Here is a 24,324-nt window from a genome sequence, read left to right as displayed (position 1 = left end):
GTCACCCGAGGTCGGGGGCGTGCATGGCCCGGACACCCTCGATGTTGCCGTCGAGGTAGTGCCGCAGGGACAGCGGGACGAGGTGGACGGAGGCGATCCCGACCCGGGTGAAAGGGACGCGGACGATCTCGTACTCACCCGCGGGCTCGTCGATTTCGGGGCCGTGCCGGCGCTCGGGGTCCATGGACTCCAGCCGGCAGACGAAGAAGTGCTGGACCTTCACGCCGGTCGCGCTGCCGCTGTCGCCTATGTGCTCCACGGTGTCCACGAAGCAGGGCACCACGTCGGTGATCTTGGCGCCGAGTTCCTCGTCCACCTCGCGGTGCAGGGCGTCGACGACGGTGCTGTCCTCCGGCTCGACGCCGCCACCGGGGGTCACCCAGTAGGGATCGACACCGGGCTTGGTGCGCTTGATCAGGATCAGGTCATCGCCGTCCAGAAGAACGGCACGCGCGGTGCGCTTGACCACGGGTCGGACGGTCATGGGAGAAATGTGGCCCAGCTCGTTCCACGTGAAACATCGCGAGGACCCATCGGGCGGCCGTACCCCGCGAACGTCACGGAAACGTACTCAGGCCCAGTCCGCGGCCGCGTGCCGGAGCCATTCGTGCGCCCGCGCCACATGGGGCATGGCGAGCGTGCCGGTACGCACCACCAGGAAGTACGTCCGCAGCGGAGGTACCGCGGGATCGTGCAGGGCCATGACCTCACCGCGTTCCAGAGCTGCGGCGCACAGGTACCGGGGCAGCACGGCGAGCCCGGCACCCGCGACCGTACAGGCGAGGACCGCGCGCAGGTCCGGTACGACGACCGTGCCCGAGGCGGCCGGACGGGCGTCGAACACGGAGCCCCAGTAGCGGGAGACGAAGGGCAGCGATTCATGGACCTCCACGACAGGCAGGTACTCCAGGGCGGGCGCACCCTTGTCCCCCACCGTCCCGGTGCCGATCTCCGCAGCCCAGCGCGGAGCGGCGACCAGCACGTGCTCCTCGTCGCAGAGCGCGGTGGCGGTGAGCAGGGCGCCGCGCGGCCGGAGGGTACTGATGACCAGGTCGTGGTGTCCGGCGGACAGCCCCTCCAAGGTCTCCTCGGCGTTTCCGAAGGAGGCCCGCAGTGCGAAGCCCTGGCCGTCGTCACCGGCGAGCTCGGTGAGGGCGGGGAGGGCGCGCTCGGCCGTGAACTCCGGCGGGCCGGCGAGATGCAGGGTGCGGACCGAGAATTCGTCGTCGAGGCCGCGTTCCGCGATCTCCACGAGGGCGTCGAGGTGAGGGGCGGCCTTGTGGGCGAGTTCGTCGCCGATCGTCGTGGGGGTCACCCCGCGGGCCTGGCGCAGGAAGAGCGGACGGCCCAGCTGCCGTTCCAGGGTCCGGATCTGGGAGGTCACGGCCGGCTGTGAGAGGCCGAGCAGAGCGGCGGCGCGGGTGAAGGATCCGGCTCGGTGCACGGTCACGAAGGTGCGCAGCAAAGCCAGATCCATCGCACGCCCTCCCGTTTGCCCCGCCCCTTTCGCGGCCCCTGGGCAGGTCCACAACTATAAATAAGTCGATAGGTCTCTGCCGCTACAGTGATTGGACACTGACGCAGAGTCAACTAGCCTTGGTCGCGTGGTTCTTGGCGCGCGAGAACCGGGACGGTCCGAGTCACGAGGGGGGAGGCTCGGACCGTCCGCCATGCGTAGCCGGACCGGTGCGGGCGTCCGTATTCCGGTCACCTGGCCGACTCGTCGAGTGCGCGGAGCACATCGGCCACCAGATCCTCGGGGTCCTCGGCCCCGACCGACAGCCGGATGAAGCCCTCCGGTACGTCGTCCCCGCCCCAGCGCCGGCGTCGCTCGGCCGTGGAACGCACCCCTCCGAAGCTCGTCGCGTCGTCGACCAGCCGCAGGGACTCGAGAAAGCGTTCCGCATGCGCGCGCGTGGGCAGAGTGAACGAGATCACCGAGCCGTAGCGGCGCATCTGCTGTGAGGCGGTCTTGTGGGCGGGGTCGTCGGCCAGCCCCGGGTGGCGCAGCCCGGTCACCTCGGGCCGCCCGCGCAGTGCCTCCGCGAGCAGCAGGGCGGTCGCGTTCTGCCGCTCGACCCGCAACTCCAGGGTGGCGAGGGAGCGGTGCGCCAGCCACGCTTCCATAGGCCCTGCGATCGCACCGATGATCTTGCGCCAGCGGCGGACGGCGGCCATCGCCTCGGCGTCCCGTCCGACGACGTACCCCAGCAGAACGTCTCCGTGCCCGGTGAGCTGCTTGGTGCCGCTGGCCAGGGAGAAGTCGGCGCCCAGCGCCAGCGGCCGTTGGCCGAGCGGGGTGGCGAGGGTGTTGTCGACGGCGACGAGGGCGCCACGCGCGTGTGCCGCCTCGGCGAGCCGCCGGATGTCGCACACGTCGAGGCCCGGATTGCACGGTGACTCGATCAGCAGCAGCTTCGCGCCGTCCAGGACGTCCAGCTGGGCGTCCCCGGCGGTCGGCGCGGTGCGCACCTCGATGCCATAGGCCTCCAGCTGGGCCCGGACCAGGGGCAGCACCTGGTAGCCGTCGGAGGGCAGTACCACCGCGTCCCCGGCGCGCAGCTGGGAGAACAGCACCGCCGAGACGGCCGCCACGCCGGAGGCGAACACCAGGGTCTCCACGTCCTCACCGGGCGCCTCCAACTCGCCGACGGCCCGCTCCAGATGTGTCCAGGTCGGGTTCTCGTCCCGCCCGTACGCGTACGGGCCGCTGACCTCGCCCGGCAGGTGGAAGTGAGCGGCGAACACCGGTCCGGGCAGGGTCGGCTCGTTCTTGACCGGTTCGGGGAGCCCCGCACGCACCGCGCGGGTGCCCTCGCCCATGGCTGCCTCGCTCATACGGCCGTTCCCTCCACTTCGTCGCGTACGGCGGCGAGCAGTCCCTCGCTCGCCCCCTCCACCATCTCAAGACACTCCTCGAAGCCGTCCAGACCGCCGTAGTAGGGATCGGGTATGTCGAGATCGTCACCGGCGGCGGGGTCGTAGGAGCGCAGCAGCCGCACCCTGCGGGCGTCCTCCTCGGTGGGGGCCAGGCGGCGCAGGGCCTTGAGGTGACCGGCGTCGAGCGCGATCACCAGGTCCAGGCGGGCGAACCAGGCCACCTGGAACTGGCGGGCGGTGTGGTCGCTGTCGTAGCCGTGTTCCGCAAGGACGCGCACCGTGCGCGGGTCGGCGCCGTCGCCCTCGTGCCAGCCGCCGGTTCCGGCGCTGCCGGCCTCGACCCGGTCGTCGAGTCCGGCCTCGGCCAAACGGGCACGGAAGACGGATTCGGCCATCGGGGAACGGCAGATGTTGCCCGTGCAGACGAAGCAGACGCGGTAGGTCATGGGGCGCTCAGTCCGAGTCGGGAAGGATCATGTTCAGGGCCCAGGACACGATCGAGATGATCAGACCGCCCAGCACGGCCGTCCAGAACCCCTCCACGTGGAAGCTCAGGTCGAGCTTGTCGCACACCCACGACGTGAGCAGCAGCATCAGCGCGTTGACCACCAGGGTGATCAGACCGAGCGTGAGGATGAACAGCGGGAAGGTCAGGATCTTCACGACCGGCTTGACGAGGAAGTTGACCAGGCCGAAGACCAGGGCGACGAGGATCAGCGTCCAGACCTTCTTGGCGGTGCTGTCACCGGTCAGAGTGATCTTGTCGAGCAGCCACACGGCGACCGCCAGGGCGCCCGCGTTGGCGATCGTCTTGACTACGAAATTCTTCATGTGTCTGATCGTGACAGACGAGATCGAACACAAGTAGTGAGGCGAGGGCGACGACCGCGATGAAGGCATTCCGGCTGGACGAACTGGAGGCGGAGCGCGCCGCCAACGACGGTGCCTACCTGCAGTTCCTGCGCGAGCGGAACATGTCGGTCGGCCTCTACGCCCTGGACGCGGGCGAGCGGGACCCCCAGCAGCCCCACAACCAGGACGAGGTCTACTTCGTCGTCAGCGGCCGTGCCTCGATCACCGTCGGCCTGGAGACCACGCAGGTCGCGCGCGGCAGCGTGGTGTTCGTGCCCGCCGGGGTGGCCCACAGGTTCCACCACATCAGCGAGGACCTGAGGGTCCTGGTCGTCTTCTCTCCGCCTGAGGCCTGACCCCGGTCCTCGGGGTTCCCTAGGGGACGGGTCAGGGGAGGACAAGGGATCCGAGGCCCCCGGACGGCCCCCTCGCGGCTCTAGCATCGAGTGCAGGACATCGCATCGTGCGGGACGCACGAGACCTACGTGCCGAGCGCACGAGAAAGCTGAGGACAGGGCAATGCGAGAGATCTTCACGGGTCTGCCGTGGTGGGTGAAGTGGATCGCGGTGCCGGTCATCGCACTGGTGGTGTTCGGTGGCCTGATCGGCGCGATCGTCGGCTTCCTGGCCTATCTGCTCTTCAAGCTGCTGATCTTCGTGGCGCTGGTCGGCGGCCTGATCTACATCGTGCGGAAGTTCATGTCGAACTCCTCGTCGAAGAGCGACTGGTGAGGACCGGGGGAATCGGTGGCCGGTAACAGGAATCACCGGTTCCCTCGGGCGAGGGAAGTTTCCCCCAACGGGCCGACCGGAAGCGGCGACAGACGGTTAGAGTCGCTGACCCCCTCGCGCTCCGGGAGCGACTCTTGGCCACGCTTGACGCCGCCTCAGCACCCACGGAACACCGCCCACCCCCCGCCCGACGCAGCTCCACCACACCCCCCGTGCAGCGGCCGGCCACCCAGGCCGACCCCGCACAGCCGCATTCGGCCACTCTCATCGGCTCCGTGCAGCGCGCCATGCGTCTGCTGGAATGTGTCGCCGAGCACGAACACGGCGCCCCCGCCAAACAACTGGCCCGCGAGACCGGCCTCGCGCTGCCCACCGCCTACCACCTGCTGCGCACCCTCGTACACGAGGGATATCTCCGCCGGGACAAGGGCCTGTTCTTCCTCGGTGAGGCCGCCGAGCGGCTGAGCAGCAGCGGAGCGCAGCAGAAACGTCGCAGCGCGGTCGCCGACACCCTCGCCCACTGGCGGGACGCGATCGGCGTGCCGGTCTATTACGCGATGTACCGGGACGGCGAGATCGAGGTCGTGTGCGTCTCCGACTCCCCGGCTGCCCCGGCGGTCGAGGAGTGGGCGGACTTCCGCGAGACCGCCCATGCGCATGCCATCGGCCAGTGTCTGCTCTCCCAGTTGGACGAGGCCGCCCGCCGCGACCATCTCGACCGGTACCCCGTGCAGACGCTCACCCCGTACACGGTGCGTGACAGCCACACGCTGCTGCGCAGGCTGGAGCGCACCCGCCGGATGGACCCGGTCGTCGAGCGTCAGGAGTACACGCTGGGGACGGTGTGCGCGGCCATTCCCATCACCGCGGGGACCACAGCCGCCACCATGGCCATCTCGCTGCCGCTGCACCAGGCCGACCGGCTGCTGCCCGCGGCGCGGCAGCTGCAGAGCGAGGTCGGACGGCACCTGGGTTCTTTGGCCATCGCTATCAGTATCTGAAAACTCACTCCTTGTGATCTCCCGTGTACTTTCAGCAAGATTTGACCACTATCAAAGGGGTAAACCCGGCCAGTCGGCGTCATATGACGGGGTAGGCGATGCGCGAGTCCGTACAAGCAGAAGTCATGATGAGCTTTCTCGTCTCGGAGGAGCTCTCCTTCCGCATCCCCGTGGAGTTGCGCTACGAGACCTGTGATCCGTATGCCGTGCGGCTCACCTTTCATCTGCCCGGGGACGCGCCGGTGACCTGGGCCTTCGGCCGTGAGCTGCTGATCGACGGGGTGGGCCGGCCGTGCGGCGAGGGCGACGTGCACATCGCGCCGGCCGATTCCGAGGTGCTGGGTGAGGTGCTGATCCGCCTTCAGGTCGGATGCGACCAGGCGATGTTCCGTTCCTCGGCACCCCCGCTGGTGGCCTTTCTCGACCGTACGGACAAGCTGGTGCCGCTCGGCCAGGAAGGCGCGCTCGCCGATTTCGACGCCCATCTGGACGAAGCCCTGGACCGCATCCTTGCCGAGGAGCAGAGCGCCGGCTGAGATGTCGTGGCAACGGGGGCAGGACTCTTCGCCCGAGCCGCACGAGAAGCCCGAGGAGAACACGCAGGAACGCTTCTGCGTGTTCTCCTGACTCCGCAAGCGCTTCGGGGCGGCGCCGTCAGCGCTTCCGGCGCCGCCCCCGTCCGCCGCGTGCCGCTGTCTCCATGGGCACGACCCTCTCCGTGCCCGGCCGGTCGGCCGACACCACCAGGGCTGCCAGCAGCGTGGTGACCGGCACCGAGGCCACCAGGCCGATCGAGCCGACCAGCGTGCGCACGACCTCCTCGGCCACCAGCTCACTGTTGGCGACCGTCGTCACGCTGCTCTGCGCGATGGAGAAGAGGAGCAGCAGCGGCAGCGCCGCACCCGCGTAGGCCAGCACCAGGGTGTTGACGACGGAGGCGATGTGGTCGCGGCCGATGCGGATGCCCGCCCGGTACAGCCCGCGCCAGCCCATCGTCGGGTTGGCCTCGTGCAGCTCCCAGACGGCCGACGTCTGGGTCACCGTCACGTCGTCCAGCACGCCCAGCGAACCGATGATGACGCCGGCCAGCAGCAGACCGCTCATGTCGATCGACGGGTACAGGCCGTGGATGAGCCCGGTGTTGTCGTCGGTGTTGCCGGTGAGCGCGGCCCAGTCGATGAACTCGGAGCCGAGCAGGCCGATCAGGCACAGCGAGACCAGGGTGCCGAGCACCGCCACCGAGGTACGGGCCGACAGACCATGACACATGTACAGAGCGATCAGCATGATGGCGCTCGACCCGACCACCGCCACCAGCAGCGGGTTGGAGCCCTGCAGGATCGCCGGCAGGATGAACAGGGTCAGCACCATGAAGCTGACGGCCAGCGCGACCAGCGCCATCACCCCGCGCAGCCGGCCCACCACCACGACGGCGAGCGCGAAGATCCCGGCCAGCAACGCCATCGGGAACTTCCGGTTCACATCGGTGACCGAGTACTGCAGATCCTTCGGTGCCGAGGGCTCGTAGGCGACCACGACCTTCTCGCCCTGGTGCAACTGCCGCGACTGGTCGGGCTGCACGATCTCGGTGAAGGTACGGCCCTTGTCCTTGCCGGTGTCGACCCGGACCGTGGCCTTCTTGCAGGTGCCGCCGCCCTCCTGCTTGCCGGACCCTCCGTCGCCGGTGGAGAGGTCACCGGTCGAACCGCCTCCCGAGGCGTTGACCGACTTGCAGCTGACCGAGACGACCTTGGCGACCGTGGCCGCCTGCGTCTGCCGGTCGAAACCGACACCGGTGCGCTCGTGCGGTGGAGCGCCGCCGGGCCACAGCACGACCAGGCCGACCACCACCGCGGCGGTGAAGGGGATCAGGATCGCCGCGATGACCTTGCGCAGATGCTTCGAGACGGGTGCCGCGGGACCGTGGCTGTGCGAGTGGCCGTGCCCGCCGCCGGCGCCGCGGTGTCCATGGCCGTGATGGGCACCGTCCGTCTCATCAGGACTGTGGTCATGAGCGTGCTCCTGACCGGACCTGTGTGCGTGAGCATGTCCGGCACCGGCAGCACGGCCGTCCTGGCCCGGTCCGCCGCCCGTTACCGCGCCGTCGCCGCGCCGTGGGTCAGGAGGCGGATAGGGGGGCCGCTGTGTCGTGGTCACCGCCCGATCATCGCAAGAACGGCAGAGGCCCCCTGTTCACCGCGCCCGAATTGACGCTAGCGTGGAGGCACCTTTGCACACGCGGGAGCTCGGAGCACCGGGCTGAGAGGGCGCTGATCTCCGTATTCGCGATGTTTCACGTGGAACAAGTGAACTTCCACAGGGAACACCGCTCGACGGAAGCCGCTGCGTCGACCGCCGAACCTGTTACCGGGTAATGCCGGCGTAGGGAGTAGGTCTCATGACCAACAAGGACGCACGCACGCCTGCCTCCGACCAGGACGAACAGCCTTCCACGGGCGAAACGTCACGGGGGGCGGGGAAGTCCGTGGGCTGGCACAAGGGGTATGTCGAGGGCTCGCGCCCCGACCTGCGCGTGCCGGTCCGTCAAGTGCACCTCACCAACGGGCAGTCGGTGACCCTCTACGACACCTCGGGCCCGTACACCGATCCGCTCGTCGAGACCGACGTCCGCCGGGGACTTCCCCCGTTGCGGGAGAACTGGATCATCGCCCGCGGTGACACCGAGGAGTACGCGGGGCGGCCGGTCCGTCCCGAGGACGACGGGATCAAGCACACCGCACCGCGCGGCGGTCTGCGCAACCTGGACGCGGTCTTCCCGGGACGTCCGCGGCAGCCGCGCCGCGGCCGGGCCGGAGAGGCGGTCACCCAGCTCGCGTACGCGCGCCGCGGCGAGATCTCGCCCGAGATGGAGTACGTGGCCATCCGGGAGAATGTCGCGCCGGAGGTCGTCCGTGCGGAGATCGCGGCGGGGCGGGCCGTGCTGCCGGCGAACGTCAACCACCCGGAGATCGAGCCGATGATCATCGGCAAGCGGTTCCTGGTGAAGGTCAACGCCAACATCGGCAACTCGGCGGTCACCTCCTCCATCGAGGAGGAGGTGGAGAAGATGACCTGGGCGACCCGCTGGGGCGCCGACACGGTCATGGACCTCTCCACCGGCCGCAACATCCACACCACCCGTGAGTGGGTGCTGCGCAACTCCCCGGTCCCCATCGGCACGGTGCCGCTCTACCAGGCCCTGGAGAAGGTGGACGGCCGAGCCGAGGAGCTGACCTGGGAGATCTACAAGGACACGGTCATCGAACAGGCCGAGCAGGGCGTGGACTACATGACCGTCCATGCGGGCGTCCGGCTGCCGTTCGTCCCGCTCACGGCGAACCGCAAGACCGGCATCGTCTCGCGCGGCGGGTCGATCATGGCGGCCTGGTGCCTCGCACACCACAAGGAATCGTTTCTGTACGAGAACTTCGAGGAACTCTGCGAGATCCTCGCCGCCTACGACGTCACGTACTCGCTGGGGGACGGCCTGCGCCCCGGCTCCATCGCGGACGCCAACGACGAGGCACAGTTCGCGGAACTCCGCACGCTCGGGGAACTCAACCGGATCGCCAAGCGTTTCAACGTACAGACCATGATCGAGGGCCCGGGCCACGTCCCGATGCACAAGATCAAGGAGAACATCGACCTTCAGCAGGAGATCTGCGATGAAGCTCCGTTCTATACGCTCGGCCCGCTGACCACGGACGTCGCACCGGCGTACGACCACATCACCTCCGGTATCGGTGCCGCGATGATCGCCTGGTGGGGCACGGCGATGCTCTGCTACGTCACACCCAAGGAGCATCTGGGTCTGCCCAACCGGGACGACGTGAAGACGGGCGTCATCACGTACAAGATCGCGGCTCACGCGGCCGACCTCGCCAAGGGGCACCCGGGTGCGCAGGAATGGGACGACGCCCTGTCCGACGCCCGCTTCGAGTTCCGGTGGGAGGACCAGTTCAACCTCGCCCTGGACCCGGTCACGGCCCGCGAGTTCCACGACGAGACCCTCCCGGCGGAGCCGGCGAAGACCGCCCACTTCTGCTCCATGTGCGGCCCGAAATTCTGTTCGATGAAGATCTCGCAGGACATCCGGCGCGAACACGGTGGCAGTCGTGCCGAGATCGAGGAAGGGATGGCTCAGAAGTCCAAGGAGTTCGCGGCGTCGGGGAACCGGGTGTATCTGCCGATCGCCGACTGAGGGCGGCCCGGGAGCGCTCGCCCGGCTCGGAGCCGTGTCCGGCCCGCGCCCCCGGGTGGGGGCGCAGGCCGGGCTATTCCGGCTGGTGTTCCGGGCCTCCGAAGTCCGGGCTGGTGTAGTCCGGGCTGCTGAAGCTCGGGCGGGGGGCGGGAGCCGCGCCGTCGTCGGTGCTGAAGCCGGGGCGGTCGTAGCCGAGGCGCGGCATCCGGCCCGCCGGGCCCGACGGGGCTGTACGGCGCAGTTCGGCCGTACCGGCGTCAGTGGCCAGCGCTTCCCGCAGGAAGGGCAGGATGCCTCGCTCCAGCAGGGCGTCCCGCCAGGCCTGTCGGGCCTTGGCCACCTCGCCGTCGGGTTCGCCGTAGGCACCCGCCTCCAGCGAGGGGCTGTTGCGCAGTGCGGTCAGGAGCAGCCCCGCGCCCGCCATGAGGATGGCGGCCGCGGTCACGGCGCCGAACACCCAGCCGGCGGTGAGCATGGTCTGGGCGAACGCCGGGGCCGGGTCCAGCATCTTCAGGACGTAGCCGACGAGCAGGAAGATCGCGGCGGCGGTGCCGGCGAGCACGGGCGCCAGGACCAGGGCGAGGGCGAAACCTCCGGCGCCGGTGGTCTCGGCGGCTTCGCCGAGGGTGGTGGCGAGCCCCAGCGACCCGCCCGCGGCCGACTCGGCGGAGTCCGGCTGCCGGACGGGGGCCGGGGTGGACCGCGCCGGATTGCGCAGTTCCTCGCGGACCTTCACATAGTGCTGGTACTCGGTCGCCGCGGCCGCCGCTATCAGTGCGGTGGCGTTGAGCGCCATGGTGCGCAGCTGTTCGGTGTTCAAATGCCGACCGGAACCGGCCAGTTCGGGACGGTGAGGGGCGGAGCGCAGCGCCTCATCGAGGATCCGCTCGTATTCCTGGCGGTCCTCGCTGTGCAGGTGCTGCGGAACGCTGTTCATGTGCATCCCCCGATGCTCCGTAGGGCTTGTGGCTCGCACGCCGGCGAACCGTCGGGCAGAAACGGAGGGGAGCCTGCTACGGATAAACCGATGGTAGAGCCGTTAAGGCACGCGGTGACAGGGGGTTGCCGGAAATTGGGGGTGGCCCGCGTGTGCCGCCGGAGGGACAGAACAGCGTACCGAAAGCTCAGACGTCCAGCGGGAGTTGCCTCACCAGCAGTTTTCCGGCCATGGTCACTCCGCCGTCCATGGCGATGGCCAGTCCGTCCGCGTAGATGTGCGGTCCTTCCACGACGGGCCTGGTGCCCTCTTCGTCGTCCTCGGAGCCGACTTCGCCCAGCAGATAGGGAATCGGGCTGTGCCCGTGAACGATGCGGGTGCCTCCGTACGTATCGAGAAGGGAACGGACGGCGTCTGCACCCCCCTCGTCGCGGAAGGAGAAGCGCTTGGTGAACTTGCGGAAGAGATCCCAGACCTCGTCCGCGTCATTACGGGTGATGGTCTCGCGGATCGTGTCGTTGACGGCCTCGATCGAGTCCCCGTAGTCGAGGTAGGCGGTGGTGTCCGAGTGCACCAGCAGGTAGCCGTCGACCTCCTCCACCGCGTCCAGGCGCGCCATCCACTGGAGGTGGTGGTCCTGGAGCCGGTCCATGTCGGTCTTCTGCCCGCCGTTGAGCAGCCACGCGGCCTGGAAGGTGGCGGTACCGGCGCCGGAGTTGACGGGGGTGTCCCCGAACCGCTTGGCACCGAGCAGCAGCAGCTCGTGGTTGCCCATGAGGGCCTTGCAGTAGCCGCCGGCCGCGGCCGCCTCGGCGGACAGCCGCATCACCAGGTCGATGACGCCGATGCCGTCCGGGCCGCGGTCGGTGAAGTCGCCGAGGAACCACAGCCGGGCGGTGCCCGCGCACCAGTGTCCGTCGGCGTCGATCAGGCCCTGCTCGGCCAGTGCGGCGAGCAGTTCGTCGATGTAGCCGTGCACGTCGCCGACGACGTAGAGCGGGCCGGGGCCGTCCGCGGGCTGCGGGGCCGCGGCGGCGGCCGGTTCGACCGGCAGCTGGAGCGTGTCGCCGCGGTTGATCACCGGCAGGTCGCGCTGGGTCGGGGTGTACTCCTCCGGGTAGCCCTCGGGATACGGATCGTCGAGCACCGGGGCGGCCTCACCGGGGTGGGTGCCGTGGACGTACGGACCGGTCTCGTTGACGTATGCGGGCACCCGGAAGTCGCGCACCGTCGCCGTCCGCTCCACCTCGGGTCCCTGACCGGCCCCCTGAGTCATCAGACCCCTCCACCATCGCGCCGCAACTGCACCGGTTCGGACTGCCTGGTCGCAGCGGCCCGCGGTGTCGTGGGCCCATCATAGGAATGCCCGTCGCGCCGTGTGATGACCCAGGGGTGGTGAATCGGGGCGCGGCCCCGATCCGATGCGGCTTTCGCCCCGGTTGGGAGGGTCTTCGCCTGTCGGCCGTTCACCTGCCGTCCCCCGTCCGCCGACGGCAGGCAGGTGAGCCGGCCGTACCTCCGCGTGTCCGTGCTACTCCTCCTCCGGCGCCCGCGGCGGGCTGACCGTGGTGCGCGGCGCCCGTCGCTGGGAAGAGGTGCGCACGATCAGCTCGGTCGGTATCACCTGCTCGACAGGATGGTCGGACTCGACCCCCTCGATCGCGTCGATGAGCAGTTGCACCACCGCCGTGCCGATCCGGCGCGGTTTCAGCGAGAGCGTGGTGATGGGCGGTTCGGTGTTGGCGTACACCGTGGACTCGCTGCAGCAGACCAGCAGCAGGTCGTCGGGGACCCGCAGACCGTAGCGGCGGGCGGCGGCGAGCAGGTCCGTGCCGTTGGGGTCGAACAGGCCGTAGACGGCGTCGGGCCGGTCGGGGCGGGCGAGCAGCCGGTCGGCGGCGACGGCTCCCGCGCACGGGTCGTGCGCCGGGTACGCCTCGTACACCGGGTCCTGGCCGACGCGTTCGCACCAGTGCAGGTAGGCGGTGGTCGACAGATGCGTGTACGTGTCCGTCGTGGTGCCCGTGAGCAGGCCGATCCGGCGGGCACCCGCGTCGGCGAGGTGGTCGAGGATGCCGAGTACGGCGGCCTCGTGGTCGTTGTCCACCCAGGCCGTGACCGGCAGCGAACCGGCCGGCCTGCCGTCGGAGACCACCGGCAGCCCCTGTCGGACCAGCTCGCTGACGACCGGGTCCTGGTCGGAGGGGTCGATGACGACGGTGCCGTCCAGGGCGACGTTCGACCACACGTCGTGGCGTGAGGTCGCGGGCAGGATGACCAGGGCGTAGCCGCGGGCGAGCGCGGCCGAGGTGGCGGCCCGCGCCATCTCGGCGAAGTACGCGAACTCCGTGAAGGTGAAAGGTTCATCCCCGTACGTCGTCACGGTCAGGCCGATGAGTCCCGACTTGCCGGTACGGAGGGTCCGGGCGGCGGCCGAGGGGCGGTATCCCAGCCGGTCGGCCACCTCGCGGACATGGCGCCGAGTGGCGTCCGGAAGCCGGCCCTTGCCGTTCAGGGCGTCGGAGACGGTCGTGATGGAGACTCCGGCGGCGGCGGCCACGTCTCTGATGCCCGCCCGGCCCGGCCGGTTGCCTCGCCGAGAGGTTTCCGCGCGGCTCACCTGGTGCTTCCCTGCTGCTGTCATGGCGAGCCGATAGTAGGGCTCATGCGGTGGGGTAGTGCGGACGCATATGCGCGCGTTGACAGGCACGTTTCTGCAAGGTCAAAAGGGGTCAACTACCTTAGAAAAAAAGTCAGTTGAACGATCCAATGGTGAGACGTAACTTGTCTGCGCGGATGGGCCTGCCAAGTGCCCCATGTCTCGAAGAGGTCTCAACTCACCTGCATGGGCGATGCGCGCTACGGCGTGAGCCACCGGCGCGTAGATATATGTAGGGCGCGCCCCCGATACGTGCGCCTTCGTGCGCTGATGCCCGTGATGCCGAGGAGACGGATGAGGCATCCCGTCGCCTTCCCCTCCGTCGCTGCCACGCGGCTCTTCGCTGGTCCGCGGCTGTACGCAGCGGCGCCGAATCCTCATAAGGTGAGCAGTATTGGATGCCGGTGGCGTGGACGGTCCGCCGGTGGTCGCGAGGAGGACTGCGGTGAGCGAGACGAGCCCCAAGCTGCGCGCCGAGCTGGAGGGAATCCCCACCTACAAGCCGGGCAAGCCGGCGGCGGCCGGCGGCCCGGTCGCGTACAAGCTCTCCTCCAACGAGAATCCCTATCCCCCGCTGCCGGGCGTGATGGAGTCCGTCACCGCGGCTGCCGCCGCCTTCAACCGCTACCCCGACATGGCCTGCACCGGGCTGATGAACGAGCTGTCGGACCGCTTCGGCGTCCCGCTCGGCCACCTGGCCACCGGCACCGGCTCGGTCGGCGTCGCCCAGCAGCTGATCCAGGCCACCAGCGGCCCGGGCGACGAGGTGATCTACGCGTGGCGGTCCTTCGAGGCGTACCCGATCATCACGCAGATCAGCGGTGCCACATCGGTCCAGGTGCCGCTCACGCCGGGCGATGTGCACGACCTGGACGCGATGGCGGACGCCGTCACCGACCGCACGCGTCTGGTCTTCGTCTGCAACCCGAACAACCCGACCGGCACGGTGGTGAAGCGGGCTGAGCTGGAACGGTTCCTCGACCGGGTGCCGAACGATGTGCTGGTGGTCCTCGACGAGGCCTACCGGGAGTTCATCCGCGACCCCGAGGTGCCCGACGGCGTCGAGATCTACCGCGAGCGGCCGAACGTCTGCGTCCTGCGGACCTTCTCGAAGGCGTACGGCCTCGCCGGGCTCCGGGTGGGCTTCGCGATCGCCCATGAACCGGTGGCGGCGGCGCTGCGCAAGACAGCGGTGCCGTTCGGCGTCAGCCAGCTCGCGCAGGAGGCGGCGATCGCCTCGCTGCGGGCCGAGGACGAGCTGCTCGGCCGGGTCGGTTCGCTGGTGTGCGAACGGCAGCGCGTGGTCGACGCGCTGCGGGCCCAGGGCTGGACGGTGCCCGAGAGCCAGGCCAACTTCGTCTGGCTGCGACTGGGGGAGCGCACGACGGCCTTCTCGGCGGCCTGCGAGGAGCATGGTGTCGTCGTTCGGCCGTTCCCGGGTGAGGGCGTGCGGGTGACGATCGGCGAGAACGAGGCGAACGACATCTTCCTCAAGGTGGCGGAGGGCTTCCGCAAGGAGCTCTGATCCCTGGCGGTGTCCAGGTGTGCGGGGTCGCGCGGCCGGTGAAAGGGCCGAGCGGCCCCGCACGTGTGTCGACAGGGTGCCGGACGGCTCATGCGCCACCCCCCTTCGGGTTCCGACAATCGGTGCGTCATAATGGCTTGTGAATGTGAATGCATTCACAAGCGTGTCCCGTTTGTTCCGTGATGCACGTAACAAAGGGGGCAAATGCCGCTGTACCTCGGCGACGTAAGGAGACTGACGACGTGGACCTGGCTTTGGCGCCGGAGACACTGGCGCGCTGGCAGTTCGGCATCACCACCGTCTACCACTTCCTGTTCGTCCCGCTGACGATCTCGCTGGCAGCGCTCACGGCCGGCCTGCAGACCGCCTGGGTGCGCACGGAGAAGGAGAAGTACCTCCGGGCGACCAAGTTCTGGGGCAAGCTCTTCCTGATCAACATCGCGATGGGTGTCGTCACCGGCATCGTGCAGGAGTTCCAGTTCGGCATGAACTGGTCGGACTACTCGCGGTTCGTCGGCGACATCTTCGGCGCCCCGCTCGCGTTCGAGGCACTGATCGCGTTCTTCTTCGAGTCCACCTTCATCGGGCTGTGGATCTTCGGCTGGGACAAGCTCCCCAAGAAGATCCACCTGGCCTGCATATGGATGGTCTCCCTCGGCACGATCCTGTCCGCGTACTTCATCCTCGCGGCCAACTCGTGGATGCAGCACCCCGTCGGCTACAAGATCGACAAGGCGAAGGGGCGGGCCGAGCTCACCGACTTCTGGGCCGTGCTGACCCAGAACACCGCGCTGGCCCAGGCCTTCCACACACTGAGCGCCTGCTTCCTGACCGGCGGCGCCTTCATGGTGGGCATCGCCGCCTTCCACCTGTTCCGCAAGAAGCACATCAGCGTGATGAAGACCTCGCTGCGGCTCGGTCTGATCACTGTGGTGATCGGCGGACTCCTCACCGCGGTCAGCGGCGACACCCTCGGCAAGGTCATGTTCAAGCAGCAGCCGATGAAGATGGCCGCCGCCGAGGCGCTGTGGGACGGGCAGAACTCCGCGCCGTTCTCGATCTTCGCCTACGGCGACGTGAGCAAGGGTCACAACACCGTCGAACTCTCCGTCCCCGGCGTCCTCTCCTTCCTCGCCGACGACGACTTCAACTCCTACGTCCCGGGCATCAACGACACCAACAAGGCCGAGCAGCAGAAGTACGGTCCGGGCGACTACCGGCCCATCGTCCCCGTCACCTTCTGGGCGTTCCGCTGGATGATCGGCTTCGGTATGGCGTCCTTCGCGATCGGCCTGGCCGGGCTCTGGCTGACCCGCAAGAAGTTCATGCTGCCGCAGCATCTGAGGGTCGGCGAGGAGGAGGTGCCCAACCTGGTCCTCTTCAGGAACAAGGCCCTCAGCCCGAAGCTCGGCAGGCTCTACTGGCTGGTGGCGATCTGGACCCTGGGCTTCCCGCTGATCGCCAACTCCTGGGGCTGGATCTTCACGGAGATGGGCCGACAGCCGTGGGTGGTCTACGGCGTCCTGCAGACCCGTCACGCCGTCTCCCCCGGCGTCTCCCAGACGGAGATCCTCATCTCGATGATCACCTTCACCGCGCTCTACGCCGTCCTCGCCGTGGTCGAGGTCAAGCTGCTGGTGAAGTACGTCAAGGCCGGCCCGCCCGAGCTCACCGAGGCCGACCTGAACCCGCCTACGAAGATCGGCGGCGAGGCTCGTGACGCCGACAAGCCGATGGCCTTCTCGTACTAGGCCGAGGGAGACGCTGTCATGGAACTTCACGACGTCTGGTTCGTCCTCATCGCCGTCCTGTGGACCGGCTACTTCTTCCTGGAGGGCTTCGACTTTGGGGTCGGCGTCCTCACCAAGCTGCTCGCCCGTGACCGGCTGGAGAAGCGGGTCCTGATCAACACGATCGGCCCTGTCTGGGACGGCAACGAAGTGTGGCTGCTCACCGCGGGCGGCGCGACCTTCGCCGCCTTCCCCGAGTGGTACGCCACGCTCTTCTCCGGCTTCTACCTGCCCCTGCTGGTCATCCTCGTCTGCCTGATCGTGCGGGGAGTCGCCTTCGAGTACCGGGCGAAGCGGCCCGAGGAGAACTGGCAGCGCACCTGGGAGACCGCGATCTTCTGGACCTCGCTGATCCCGGCGTTCCTGTGGGGCGTGGCCTTCGGGAACATCGTGCGAGGCGTGAAGATCGACCAGCACTTCGAGTACGTCGGCACCCTCTGGGACCTGTTCAACCCGTACGCCCTGCTCGGCGGACTGGTGACGCTGACCCTCTTCACCTTCCACGGTGCTGTGTTCACGGCGCTCAAGACCGTCGGTGACATCCGGGTACGCGCGCGGAAGCTGGCGACCAGGGTCGGCCTTCTCACCGCCGTACTGGCACTGGTCTTTCTGCTGTGGACCCAGGTCGACAGCGGTGACGGCAAGAGCCTGGTGGCGGTCGTCGTGGCCGTGGCCGCGCTGGCCGGCGCCCTGGGGGCGAATCTGCGGGGCCGGGAGGGCTGGGCGTTCGCCCTGTCCGGCGTCACCATCGTGGCCGCCGTGGCGATGCTCTTCCTGTCGCTCTTCCCGAACGTCATGCCGTCGTCGCTCAACGGGGACTGGAGTCTCACGGTCACCAACGCCTCGTCGAGCCCGTACACCCTGAAGATCATGACCTGGCTGGCGGCGATCGCCACGCCGCTGGTGCTGCTCTACCAGGGCTGGACGTACTGGGTGTTCCGCAAGCGGATCGGTACGCAGCACATCGCGACCGAAGCCGCGCACTGAGTCCGAGGGAAAGTCCGAGGGAAAGTCCGAGGGAAAGGGTGTCGCATGATGGCCGTCACGGTGACTCGTGATGTTTCACGTGAAACACTCTCTCCGGACCGAAGGGCATGTTTCACGTGAAACCGATCGATCCCCGTCTGCTGCGCTACGCACGCGCCACCCGCCTCTTCCTGGCGGCCGTGGTCGGCCTCGGTGCCCTCGGCGCCGGGCTGGTCATCGCGCAGGCCATGCTCATCGCGGAAGTGGTGGTCGGCGCCTTCCAGCACGGCCAATCGGTCTCCGCACTCCGCACCCCTCTGCTGCTGTTGGTGGCCGTCGCCGTCGGCCGTGCCCTGGTCTCCTGGCTCACCGAACTCGCGGCGCACCGGGCCAGCGCGGCGGTCAAGTCCGAGCTGCGAGGACGGCTCCTCGACCGGGCGGTCGCCCTCGGCCCGGGCTGGCTGAGCGGCCAGCGGACAGGGTCGCTGGTCACGCTCGCCACGCGGGGCGTCGACGCCCTCGACGACTACTTCTCCCGCTACCTGCCGCAGTTGGGGCTCGCGGTGGTCGTGCCGGTCGCGGTGCTGGCACGGATCGTCACCGAGGACTGGGTGTCCGCGGCGATCATCGTCGGGACCCTGCCGCTCATCCCGCTCTTCATGGTCCTGATCGGCTGGGCCACGCAGTCCCGCACGGACCGGCAGTGGAAGCTGCTGTCCCGGCTGTCCGGCCACTTCCTGGACGTGGTCGCCGGGCTGCCCACGCTGAAGGTGTTCGGCCGGGCCAAGGCGCAGGCCGAGTCCATCCGCCGGATCACCGGCGAGTACCGGCAGGCGACGATGCGAACCCTGCGGATCGCCTTCCTTTCGTCCTTCGCGTTGGAACTGCTCGCCACCCTGTCGGTGGCACTGGTCGCCGTGACCATCGGCATGCGCCTGGTGCACGGCGACATGGACCTGTACATCGGGCTCGTCATCCTCGTGCTCGCGCCGGAGGCGTATCTGCCGCTGCGCCAGGTGGGCGCGCAGTTCCACGCCGCGGCGGAGGGGCTCGCGGCGGCCGAGGAGATCTTCGCCGTGCTGGAGACGCCGGTGCCGGCCCAGGGCGCGGGTGAGGTGCCCGCCGGAGCCTCCCTGGCCTTTGAAGGGGTGACGGTCCGCTATCCGGGCCGGTCGTCGGACGCGGTCGCCGACGTCTCTTTCACGGTGGCACCCGGGGAGACCGTCGCCCTGGTGGGCCCGAGCGGAGTGGGCAAGTCCACGCTGCTGCACGTGCTGCTGGGGTTCGTACGGCCGACCGGGGGACGGGTCCGGGTCGGGGGCGCCGACCTCGCCGACGTCGACCTGGAGGCCTGGCGTGCGCAGGTCGCGTGGGTGCCGCAACGGCCGCACCTGTACGCCGGGACGATCGCCGAGAACGTACGGCTCGCGCGTCCCGACGCGGACGACGACGCGGTGCGCGGGGCGCTGCGGGACGCGGGAGCCCTGGAGTTCGTGGACGCGTTGCCCGACGGTGCGGGGACCGTGCTCGGTGAGGACGGCGCCGGTCTGTCGGCCGGGCAGCGGCAGCGACTGGCGCTGGCCCGGGCGTTCCTCGCGGACCGGCCTGTGCTGTTGCTGGACGAGCCGACGGCCGCGCTGGACGGGGTGACCGAGGCGGAGGTCGTCTCGGCGGTGCGACGGCTCGCCGAGGGGCGGACCGTGCTCCTGGTGGTGCACCGGCCGGCGCTGCTCTCCGCGGTGGACCGGGTGGTCAGGCTCTCCGGCACTGAGGCCCCCACGGTCCTCGACCCCAGGACGCCCCGGAACCACCGCCCACTCACCACCCCGCTCGACCAGTCGGAGAACGAGGCCGACGAGCGGTCCGGCGGTCTGGAAGGCGGGGCCGGTGACCATTCCGGTGGCTCCGGTGGGCTGGAAGGCGCTGCGGCACGGGGGCTCGGTCGGGTGCGGAGGGCCGGGAGGGACCCGCTTCGGCGGGTTCGTGAGGCCGCCGGGGCCCGGCGGGGGCGGTTGCTGCTCGCCCTCTTGCTCGGCGCTCTCGCGCTCGGCAGTGCCGTCGGGCTGATGGCGACCTCCGGCTGGCTGATCTCGCGTGCCTCGCAGCAGCCGCCGGTGCTGTATCTGATGGTCGCCGTGACGGCCACGCGTGCCTTCGGGATCGGACGGGCCGTGTTCCGGTACGGCGAACGGCTGGTGTCGCATGACGCGGTGCTGCGGATGCTCGCCGAGACCCGGGTCGCCGTGTACCGGCGGCTGGAGCGGCTCGCCCCGGCCGGGCTGCGGGCGACCCGGCGGGGCGATCTGCTCAGCAGGCTGGTCGCCGACGTGGACACCCTCCAGGACTACTGGCTGCGGTGGCTGCTGCCCGCCGGTGTCGCCGTGGCCGTGTCCACCGGGGCGGTGGGGTTCACCGCCTGGCTGCTGCCCGCGGCCGGAGCCGCGCTCGCGGCGGGGTTGCTGGCCGCCGGTGTGGGGGTTCCGCTGGTGACCTCGGCTGTGGCCCGGCGGGCCGAGCACCGGCTGGCGCCCGCCCGGGGACTGCTCGCCACCCGGGTCACCGACCTGCTCACCGGCACCGCCGAGCTGACGGTCGCCGGTGCGCTGCCCGCCCGCCGGGACGGGGCCCGGCAGGCCGACGGCACGCTCACCCGGATCGCCTCGCGGGCCGCCACCGCCACCGCGCTCGGGGACGGCCTGACCACCCTGCTGACGGGGCTCACCGTCGCCGCCGCCGCGTTGCTGGGCACGCAGGGGGTCGCCGACGGGCGGCTGAGCGGGGTGGCCACGGCCGTCGTCGTCCTCACTCCGCTGGCCGCCTTCGAGGCCGTCCTGGGACTGCCGCTGGCCGTGCGGCACCGGCAGCGGGTGCGCAGGAGCGCCGAGCGCATCTACGAGGTGCTGGACGCGCCCGAGCCCGTACATGAGCCGGAGCGCCCCCGTCAGGCCCCGACCACGCCCTTCCCCGTCGTGCTGAAGGGGCTGACGGCCCGGCACCAGGGTCAGGGCCGGGACGCGCTCGCCGGAGTCGACCTCACCCTGCGGGAGGGGCGCAGGGTCGCCGTGGTCGGGCCCTCCGGCTCCGGCAAGACGACCCTCGCCCAGGTCCTGCTGCGGTTCCTCGACCCGGACTCGGGCTCCTACACGGTCGCCGGCGTGGACGCGTACGGCATGGACAGCGACGACGTGCGGCGGCTGGTCGGACTGTGCGCCCAGGACGCGCACCTCTTCGACAGCTCCGTGCGGGAGAACCTGCTGCTGGCCCGGAAGGACGCCGGCGAGGCGGAGCTGCGGGACGCGCTGGGCCGGGCCCGGCTGCTCGACTGGGTGGACGGGCTGCCCGACGGGCTCGACACCCTGGTCGGCGAGCACGGGGCACGGCTGTCCGGCGGGCAGCGACAGCGGCTGGCGCTCGCCCGGGCCCTGCTCGCGGACTTCCCGGTGCTCGTCCTGGACGAGCCCGCCGAACACCTCGACCTGCCCACGGCGGACGCGCTCACCGCGGATCTGCTGGCGGCCACCGAGGGGCGCACCACGCTGCTCATCACGCACCGGCTGGCGGGTCTGGCCGCGGTGGACGAGGTGATCGTGCTCGACGGGGGCCGGGTGGTGCAGCGCGGGCCGTACGCGGAACTGGCCGCGGTGGCCGGGCCGCTGCGCGTACTGGCGGAGCGGGAGGCCGCCGCGGAATCGCTGCTGGAACCGCGGGACCAGCCGGTCCAGGGTCGAGCCGCGGGCTCGGCCCGGACGCCCTAGCTAGCCGCGGGCCGCCAGCAACTGCTCGATCACGACCGCCACGCCGTCCTCGTTGTTGGCGACCGTGCGGCCGGAGGCGGCGGCGACGACGTCGGGGTGGGCGTTGCCCATCGCGTACGACTGTCCGGCCCAGGTCAGCATCTCGACGTCGTTGGGCATGTCGCCGAAGGCGACGACCTCCTCGTGCGAGATGCCGCGCTCGGCACACTCCAGTGCGAGCGTGCTCGCCTTGGAGACTCCCGGACCGCTGATCTCCAGCAGGGCGCTGGGGCTCGACCGGGTGACGGTGGCACGCTCGCCGACGGCGAGCCGGGCGATGGTGAGGAAGGCGTCGGGATCCAGGTCGGAGTGGTAGGCGAGGATCTTGAGCACGGGCTCGCCGGCGCTCGGTCCGTCGACGGCCAGGATGTCCTCGGCGGCCAGCAGGTGGTCGGGTATCTCCATGTGCAGCTTGGGATAGGCCGGCTCCTGGTGGAAGCCGTACGTCTGCTCGATCGCGTACACCGTGCCGGGCGCGGCCTCGCGCAGTAGGCGTACGGCGTCCAGCGCGTTCTCCCTGGCCAGTTCGCGCACCTTCACGAAGCGGTGGGCTCCGGGGCCGCCGTGCAGGTCGACGACGGCGGCGCCGTTGCCGCAGATCGCCAGGCCGTGGCCGTGGACGTGGTCGCTGACGACGTCCATCCAGCGGGCCGGACGGCCGGTGACGAAGAACACCTCGATGCCCGCCTCCTCGGCGGCGGCCAGCGCGGCGACCGTCCTCGTGGAGACCGACTTGTCGTCGCGCAGCAGGGTGCCGTCGAGATCGGTGGCGATCAGCCGGGGCGGGGTCGCGAAGGCGGAGGTCTCGGGCTGTCGGGTCGCTGAGGTCACCGGGCCATTCTCGCGCATATGCCCGCACGGCAGTGCGTCAGTGTGCACAGATGAGACCCAGACGACTCCGGACCGGGTTCAGCCGAGCTGGGCCGGGGCCTCCATGGCGATCCGTTCGAAGACCTTCTCGTCGGCGGCGAACACCGAGTCCGGGATGGGCCAGTGGATCACCAGCTCGGTGAAGCCCAGCTCCTGGTACCGGCCGGCGAAGTCCACGAAGGCGTCCAGCGAGCGCAGCGGACGGTCCCGGTCCGGGGTGAAGCCCGTGAGCAGCACCCGGTCCAGCTCCGACACGTCCCGGCCGGCCGCCGCGCAGGCGTCGGCGAGCCTGGCCAGCTGCCCGCGCAGCGCCTCGTGGGACTGCTCGGGCGTGCCCGTCTCGAAGAGCTTGGGGTCGCCGGTGGTCACCCATGCCTGGCCGTACCGTGCGGCGAGCTTCAGGCCGCGCGGGCCGGTGGCGGCCACCGCGAAGGGCAGCCGGGGCCGCTGGACACAGCCCGGGATGTTGCGCGCCTCACCCGCCGAGTAGAACTCGCCCTCGTGCGTCACCGTGTCCTCGGTGAGCAGCCGGTCGAGCAGGGCCACGAACTCGGCGAACCGGTCGGCCCGCTCGCGCGGCGTCCACGGCTCCTGGCCCAGTGCGGTGGCGTCGAATCCCGTGCCGCCCGCGCCGATGCCGAGCGTCACCCGGCCGCCGGAGATGTCGTCGAGGGAGATCAGTTCCTTGGCGAGCGTCACCGGATGCCGGAAGTTCGGGGAGGTGACCAGGGTGCCGAGGCGTATCCGCTCGGTGCGGGCCGCGGCGGCCGTCAGCGTCGGGAGGGCACCGAACCACGGGCCGTCCCGGAAGCTGCGCCAGGACAGGTGGTCGTAGGTGTACGCGGTGTGGAAGCCCAGTTCCTCGGCGCGCGTCCAGGCGGAGGAGCCGCCCTCGCTCCAGCGGCGGTACGGCAGGATCACGGTGCTCAGACGCAGACTCATGGGTCCGAGACTAAGGGGACGCACCGGCGGGGGACGAAACGGTCACCGACAGCGCGACGGACGGTCACGGACTGCGCTGCGGACGGTCACCGTATGCGGCTGCTCAGCCAGGGGGTGAGCAGGCTCGCGGCGAGGTGCTCCCGGTAGGTGCGGTCGCCGGGCAGCGGCACCACCAGCGCGGCGGAGGGCGGGAAGCGGCGGGCGCGGACGTGGGTCAGGCCGCCGAAGACGGAGTGCAGGAAGCCGGGCACGTCGTCGCGCGGGACGTCGTGGAACTCGACCCCCTCGACCGTGATCAGGGCGTCGTCCTCCGGATGGAGCCGCACGCTCACCCGGGGCACCCCGCCGAACTCGGCGTACGCCTCGTGCGGCAGTGAACCGTCCGGGTCCGTGACGGCACCGAAGGCCGCCGCGGTGCGTCGCGAGGTCCGGTCGGCGCCGATGTCGTGCGTGACCTCGATCTCCCGCCCGTACCGGGCGGCGATCACCTGGAGAACGTCGACGGCCGCCTCGGTCGTCGGCAGGTGGTCCCGGTGGTCCCCCGAATGGTTCATACCACTCATGATGCCGGGCTCAGTGCGCCTCGGGGAAGCGCAGGTAGGCGGGCGGCACGGCCTTCGTCAGCCACACCCCGTTCGCGCTGAGGTGGAAGACGTGGCCGTCCCGGTGCATCGCGCCCGCGTCGACCGACAGCACGACGGGGCGCCCGCGCCGGGCCCCCACCCGTGTCGCGGTCTCACGGTCGGCCGACAGGTGTACGTCATGCCTGTTCATGGGCTTGAGGCCGGCGGTCCGGATAGCGTCCAGGTGGCGTGCGACGGTGCCGTGGTAGAGGTACGGCGGCGGGGTCGCCGGAGGCAGGCCGAGGTCGACGTCGATGCTGTGGCCCTGGCTGGCGCGGATCCGGGTGCCGTCGATCGCGAAGCGCTGCTTGTCGTTGTCGGCGACCACGCGGTCCAGTTCCTCGCGGCTGACGGGGAACCCGTGTGCCGCGGTCGCCGCGAGCAGGGCGTCGATCTCCACCCAGCCGGCCTCGTCCAGCGTCAGGCCGATGCGGTCGGGCTGGTGGCGCAGGTGTCTGGAGAGGTATTTCGACACCTTCACGGTGCGTCGCTCTTCGTTCTGTCCGATGGTCTTCTTGTCGTTCACATCACCAGAGTGCCGGGGAGACGCGG

At 70.0% G+C, this 24,324-nt stretch carries 22 protein-coding genes and 1 riboswitch; of the genes, 9 read left to right on the top strand and 13 right to left on the bottom strand.

Annotated elements, in window-relative coordinates:
* Position 1: 1 nt before the first annotated feature.
* The 5 genes from AB0G52_RS03240 to AB0G52_RS03220 form a co-directional block, all read right to left on the bottom strand.
* Complete coding sequence (locus AB0G52_RS03240) at positions 2-484, bottom strand: NUDIX hydrolase (protein ID WP_132888310.1); 483 nt, start codon at positions 482-484, stop codon at positions 2-4.
* Between the two features lie 87 nt (positions 485-571).
* Complete coding sequence (locus tag AB0G52_RS03235; RefSeq protein ID WP_132888309.1) at positions 572-1,477, bottom strand: LysR family transcriptional regulator; 906 nt, start codon at positions 1,475-1,477, stop codon at positions 572-574.
* 230 nt (positions 1,478-1,707) lie between these two features.
* Positions 1,708-2,838 (bottom strand): cystathionine gamma-lyase, encoded by a 1,131-nt coding sequence (locus AB0G52_RS03230; RefSeq protein ID WP_132888308.1) that lies wholly within the window; start codon positions 2,836-2,838, stop codon positions 1,708-1,710.
* Positions 2,835-3,326, bottom strand: coding sequence for a low molecular weight protein-tyrosine-phosphatase (locus AB0G52_RS03225; RefSeq protein WP_361333204.1), 492 nt, complete (start codon positions 3,324-3,326; stop codon positions 2,835-2,837). The genes AB0G52_RS03230 and AB0G52_RS03225 overlap by 4 nt, the downstream gene beginning before the upstream one ends.
* A 7-nt stretch (positions 3,327-3,333) precedes the next feature.
* Positions 3,334-3,711, bottom strand: a complete 378-nt coding sequence (locus AB0G52_RS03220) for a phage holin family protein (protein ID WP_132888306.1) — start codon at positions 3,709-3,711, stop codon at positions 3,334-3,336.
* Between the two features lie 59 nt (positions 3,712-3,770).
* Between AB0G52_RS03220 and AB0G52_RS03215 the strand changes: the two genes are divergently transcribed.
* The 4 genes from AB0G52_RS03215 (at position 3,771) to AB0G52_RS03200 (ending at position 6,001) form a co-directional block, all read left to right on the top strand.
* Entirely contained in the window at positions 3,771-4,088 is a 318-nt protein-coding gene (locus AB0G52_RS03215) for a cupin domain-containing protein (protein WP_132888305.1), read from the top strand.
* A gap of 163 nt (positions 4,089-4,251) precedes the next feature.
* A complete protein-coding gene (locus tag AB0G52_RS03210; RefSeq protein WP_132888304.1) occupies positions 4,252-4,464 on the top strand; it encodes a DUF5326 family protein in 213 nt (70 codons plus the stop codon).
* Between the two features lie 212 nt (positions 4,465-4,676).
* Positions 4,677-5,465 (top strand): IclR family transcriptional regulator C-terminal domain-containing protein, encoded by a 789-nt coding sequence (locus tag AB0G52_RS03205; protein ID WP_361333200.1) that lies wholly within the window; start codon positions 4,677-4,679, stop codon positions 5,463-5,465.
* 98 nt (positions 5,466-5,563) lie between these two features.
* Entirely contained in the window at positions 5,564-6,001 is a 438-nt protein-coding gene (locus AB0G52_RS03200; protein ID WP_132888303.1) for an SsgA family sporulation/cell division regulator, read from the top strand.
* A gap of 118 nt (positions 6,002-6,119) precedes the next feature.
* Here the strand turns inward: AB0G52_RS03200 and AB0G52_RS03195 are convergent, their stop codons facing one another.
* Positions 6,120-7,622 (bottom strand): YibE/F family protein, encoded by a 1,503-nt coding sequence (locus AB0G52_RS03195; protein ID WP_132888302.1) that lies wholly within the window; start codon positions 7,620-7,622, stop codon positions 6,120-6,122.
* 71 nt (positions 7,623-7,693) lie between these two features.
* A riboswitch (TPP riboswitch) is annotated at positions 7,694-7,871 on the top strand.
* On the opposite strand from AB0G52_RS03195, the gene thiC reads away from it, so the two are divergent.
* On the top strand, positions 7,864-9,666 hold the full coding sequence (gene thiC, locus AB0G52_RS03190; RefSeq protein ID WP_361333196.1) for a phosphomethylpyrimidine synthase ThiC: 1,803 nt from the start codon (positions 7,864-7,866) through the stop codon (positions 9,664-9,666). Its footprint overlaps the riboswitch before it by 8 nt.
* 73 nt (positions 9,667-9,739) lie before the next feature.
* Here thiC and AB0G52_RS03185 read toward each other — a convergent pair whose 3' ends face one another.
* From AB0G52_RS03185 to AB0G52_RS03175, 3 genes are all read right to left on the bottom strand, one after another.
* Complete coding sequence (locus AB0G52_RS03185; protein ID WP_132888300.1) at positions 9,740-10,609, bottom strand: hypothetical protein; 870 nt, start codon at positions 10,607-10,609, stop codon at positions 9,740-9,742.
* A gap of 181 nt (positions 10,610-10,790) precedes the next feature.
* On the bottom strand, positions 10,791-11,879 hold the full coding sequence (locus tag AB0G52_RS03180) for a metallophosphoesterase (RefSeq protein ID WP_361333192.1): 1,089 nt from the start codon (positions 11,877-11,879) through the stop codon (positions 10,791-10,793).
* Between the two features lie 255 nt (positions 11,880-12,134).
* Positions 12,135-13,247, bottom strand: coding sequence for a LacI family DNA-binding transcriptional regulator (locus AB0G52_RS03175; RefSeq protein ID WP_132888298.1), 1,113 nt, complete (start codon positions 13,245-13,247; stop codon positions 12,135-12,137).
* A gap of 460 nt (positions 13,248-13,707) precedes the next feature.
* On the opposite strand from AB0G52_RS03175, the gene hisC reads away from it, so the two are divergent.
* The 4 genes from hisC (at position 13,708) to cydD (ending at position 21,298) form a co-directional block, all read left to right on the top strand.
* On the top strand, positions 13,708-14,787 hold the full coding sequence (hisC, locus tag AB0G52_RS03170; RefSeq protein WP_132888297.1) for a histidinol-phosphate transaminase: 1,080 nt from the start codon (positions 13,708-13,710) through the stop codon (positions 14,785-14,787).
* A 242-nt stretch (positions 14,788-15,029) separates the two neighbouring features.
* The gene (locus AB0G52_RS03165; RefSeq protein WP_132888296.1) at positions 15,030-16,538 is read left to right on the top strand and encodes a cytochrome ubiquinol oxidase subunit I; all 1,509 of its coding nucleotides are present in this window, start codon (positions 15,030-15,032) and stop codon (positions 16,536-16,538) included.
* 18 nt (positions 16,539-16,556) lie between these two features.
* Positions 16,557-17,564 (top strand): cytochrome d ubiquinol oxidase subunit II, encoded by a 1,008-nt coding sequence (gene cydB / locus AB0G52_RS03160; RefSeq protein WP_361333188.1) that lies wholly within the window; start codon positions 16,557-16,559, stop codon positions 17,562-17,564.
* 116 nt (positions 17,565-17,680) lie between these two features.
* On the top strand, positions 17,681-21,298 hold the full coding sequence (cydD, locus tag AB0G52_RS03155; protein ID WP_361333185.1) for a thiol reductant ABC exporter subunit CydD: 3,618 nt from the start codon (positions 17,681-17,683) through the stop codon (positions 21,296-21,298).
* Here the strand turns inward: cydD and AB0G52_RS03150 are convergent, their stop codons facing one another.
* The 4 genes from AB0G52_RS03150 to AB0G52_RS03135 all read right to left on the bottom strand — a co-directional run bounded on the left by AB0G52_RS03150 (position 21,299) and on the right by AB0G52_RS03135 (position 24,298).
* Positions 21,299-22,186 (bottom strand): HAD-IIB family hydrolase, encoded by an 888-nt coding sequence (locus AB0G52_RS03150; protein WP_207921678.1) that lies wholly within the window; start codon positions 22,184-22,186, stop codon positions 21,299-21,301.
* Positions 22,187-22,246: 60 nt separating this feature from the next.
* A complete protein-coding gene (locus AB0G52_RS03145; protein WP_132888292.1) occupies positions 22,247-23,149 on the bottom strand; it encodes an LLM class flavin-dependent oxidoreductase in 903 nt (300 codons plus the stop codon).
* A gap of 86 nt (positions 23,150-23,235) precedes the next feature.
* Positions 23,236-23,703, bottom strand: coding sequence for a hypothetical protein (locus AB0G52_RS03140; protein ID WP_132888291.1), 468 nt, complete (start codon positions 23,701-23,703; stop codon positions 23,236-23,238).
* Between the two features lie 19 nt (positions 23,704-23,722).
* Positions 23,723-24,298, bottom strand: a complete 576-nt coding sequence (locus AB0G52_RS03135; protein WP_132888290.1) for an RNA 2'-phosphotransferase — start codon at positions 24,296-24,298, stop codon at positions 23,723-23,725.
* Positions 24,299-24,324: the final 26 nt, after the last annotated feature.

It is taken from the genome of Streptomyces sp. NPDC021562 (genome assembly GCF_040640875.1).
In the GTDB taxonomy this organism is placed as follows: Bacteria; Actinomycetota; Actinomycetes; order Streptomycetales; family Streptomycetaceae; genus Streptomyces.
This window is presented reverse-complemented; position numbering and strand designations above follow the sequence as displayed.

Excerpts from the sequence above, each read along its gene's own strand:
- AB0G52_RS03225 (WP_361333204.1), bottom strand. The coding sequence starts at position 3,326 with ATGACCTACCGCGTCTGCTTCGTCTGCACGGGCAACATCTGCCGTTCC.
- cydB (WP_361333188.1), top strand. The coding sequence starts at position 16,557 with ATGGAACTTCACGACGTCTGGTTCGTCCTCATCGCCGTCCTGTGGACC.
- AB0G52_RS03145 (WP_132888292.1), bottom strand. The coding sequence starts at position 23,149 with ATGAGTCTGCGTCTGAGCACCGTGATCCTGCCGTACCGCCGCTGGAGC.
- AB0G52_RS03140 (WP_132888291.1), bottom strand. The coding sequence starts at position 23,703 with ATGAACCATTCGGGGGACCACCGGGACCACCTGCCGACGACCGAGGCG.
- AB0G52_RS03210 (WP_132888304.1), top strand. The coding sequence starts at position 4,252 with ATGCGAGAGATCTTCACGGGTCTGCCGTGGTGGGTGAAGTGGATCGCG.
- AB0G52_RS03185 (WP_132888300.1), bottom strand. The coding sequence starts at position 10,609 with ATGCACATGAACAGCGTTCCGCAGCACCTGCACAGCGAGGACCGCCAG.
- AB0G52_RS03180 (WP_361333192.1), bottom strand. The coding sequence starts at position 11,879 with ATGACTCAGGGGGCCGGTCAGGGACCCGAGGTGGAGCGGACGGCGACG.
- thiC (WP_361333196.1), top strand. The coding sequence starts at position 7,864 with ATGACCAACAAGGACGCACGCACGCCTGCCTCCGACCAGGACGAACAG.
- AB0G52_RS03220 (WP_132888306.1), bottom strand. The coding sequence starts at position 3,711 with ATGAAGAATTTCGTAGTCAAGACGATCGCCAACGCGGGCGCCCTGGCG.
- AB0G52_RS03235 (WP_132888309.1), bottom strand. The coding sequence starts at position 1,477 with ATGGATCTGGCTTTGCTGCGCACCTTCGTGACCGTGCACCGAGCCGGA.
- AB0G52_RS03240 (WP_132888310.1), bottom strand. The coding sequence starts at position 484 with ATGACCGTCCGACCCGTGGTCAAGCGCACCGCGCGTGCCGTTCTTCTG.
- AB0G52_RS03230 (WP_132888308.1), bottom strand. The coding sequence starts at position 2,838 with ATGAGCGAGGCAGCCATGGGCGAGGGCACCCGCGCGGTGCGTGCGGGG.
- AB0G52_RS03215 (WP_132888305.1), top strand. The coding sequence starts at position 3,771 with ATGAAGGCATTCCGGCTGGACGAACTGGAGGCGGAGCGCGCCGCCAAC.
- AB0G52_RS03200 (WP_132888303.1), top strand. The coding sequence starts at position 5,564 with ATGCGCGAGTCCGTACAAGCAGAAGTCATGATGAGCTTTCTCGTCTCG.
- AB0G52_RS03175 (WP_132888298.1), bottom strand. The coding sequence starts at position 13,247 with ATGACAGCAGCAGGGAAGCACCAGGTGAGCCGCGCGGAAACCTCTCGG.
- AB0G52_RS03150 (WP_207921678.1), bottom strand. The coding sequence starts at position 22,186 with ATGCGCGAGAATGGCCCGGTGACCTCAGCGACCCGACAGCCCGAGACC.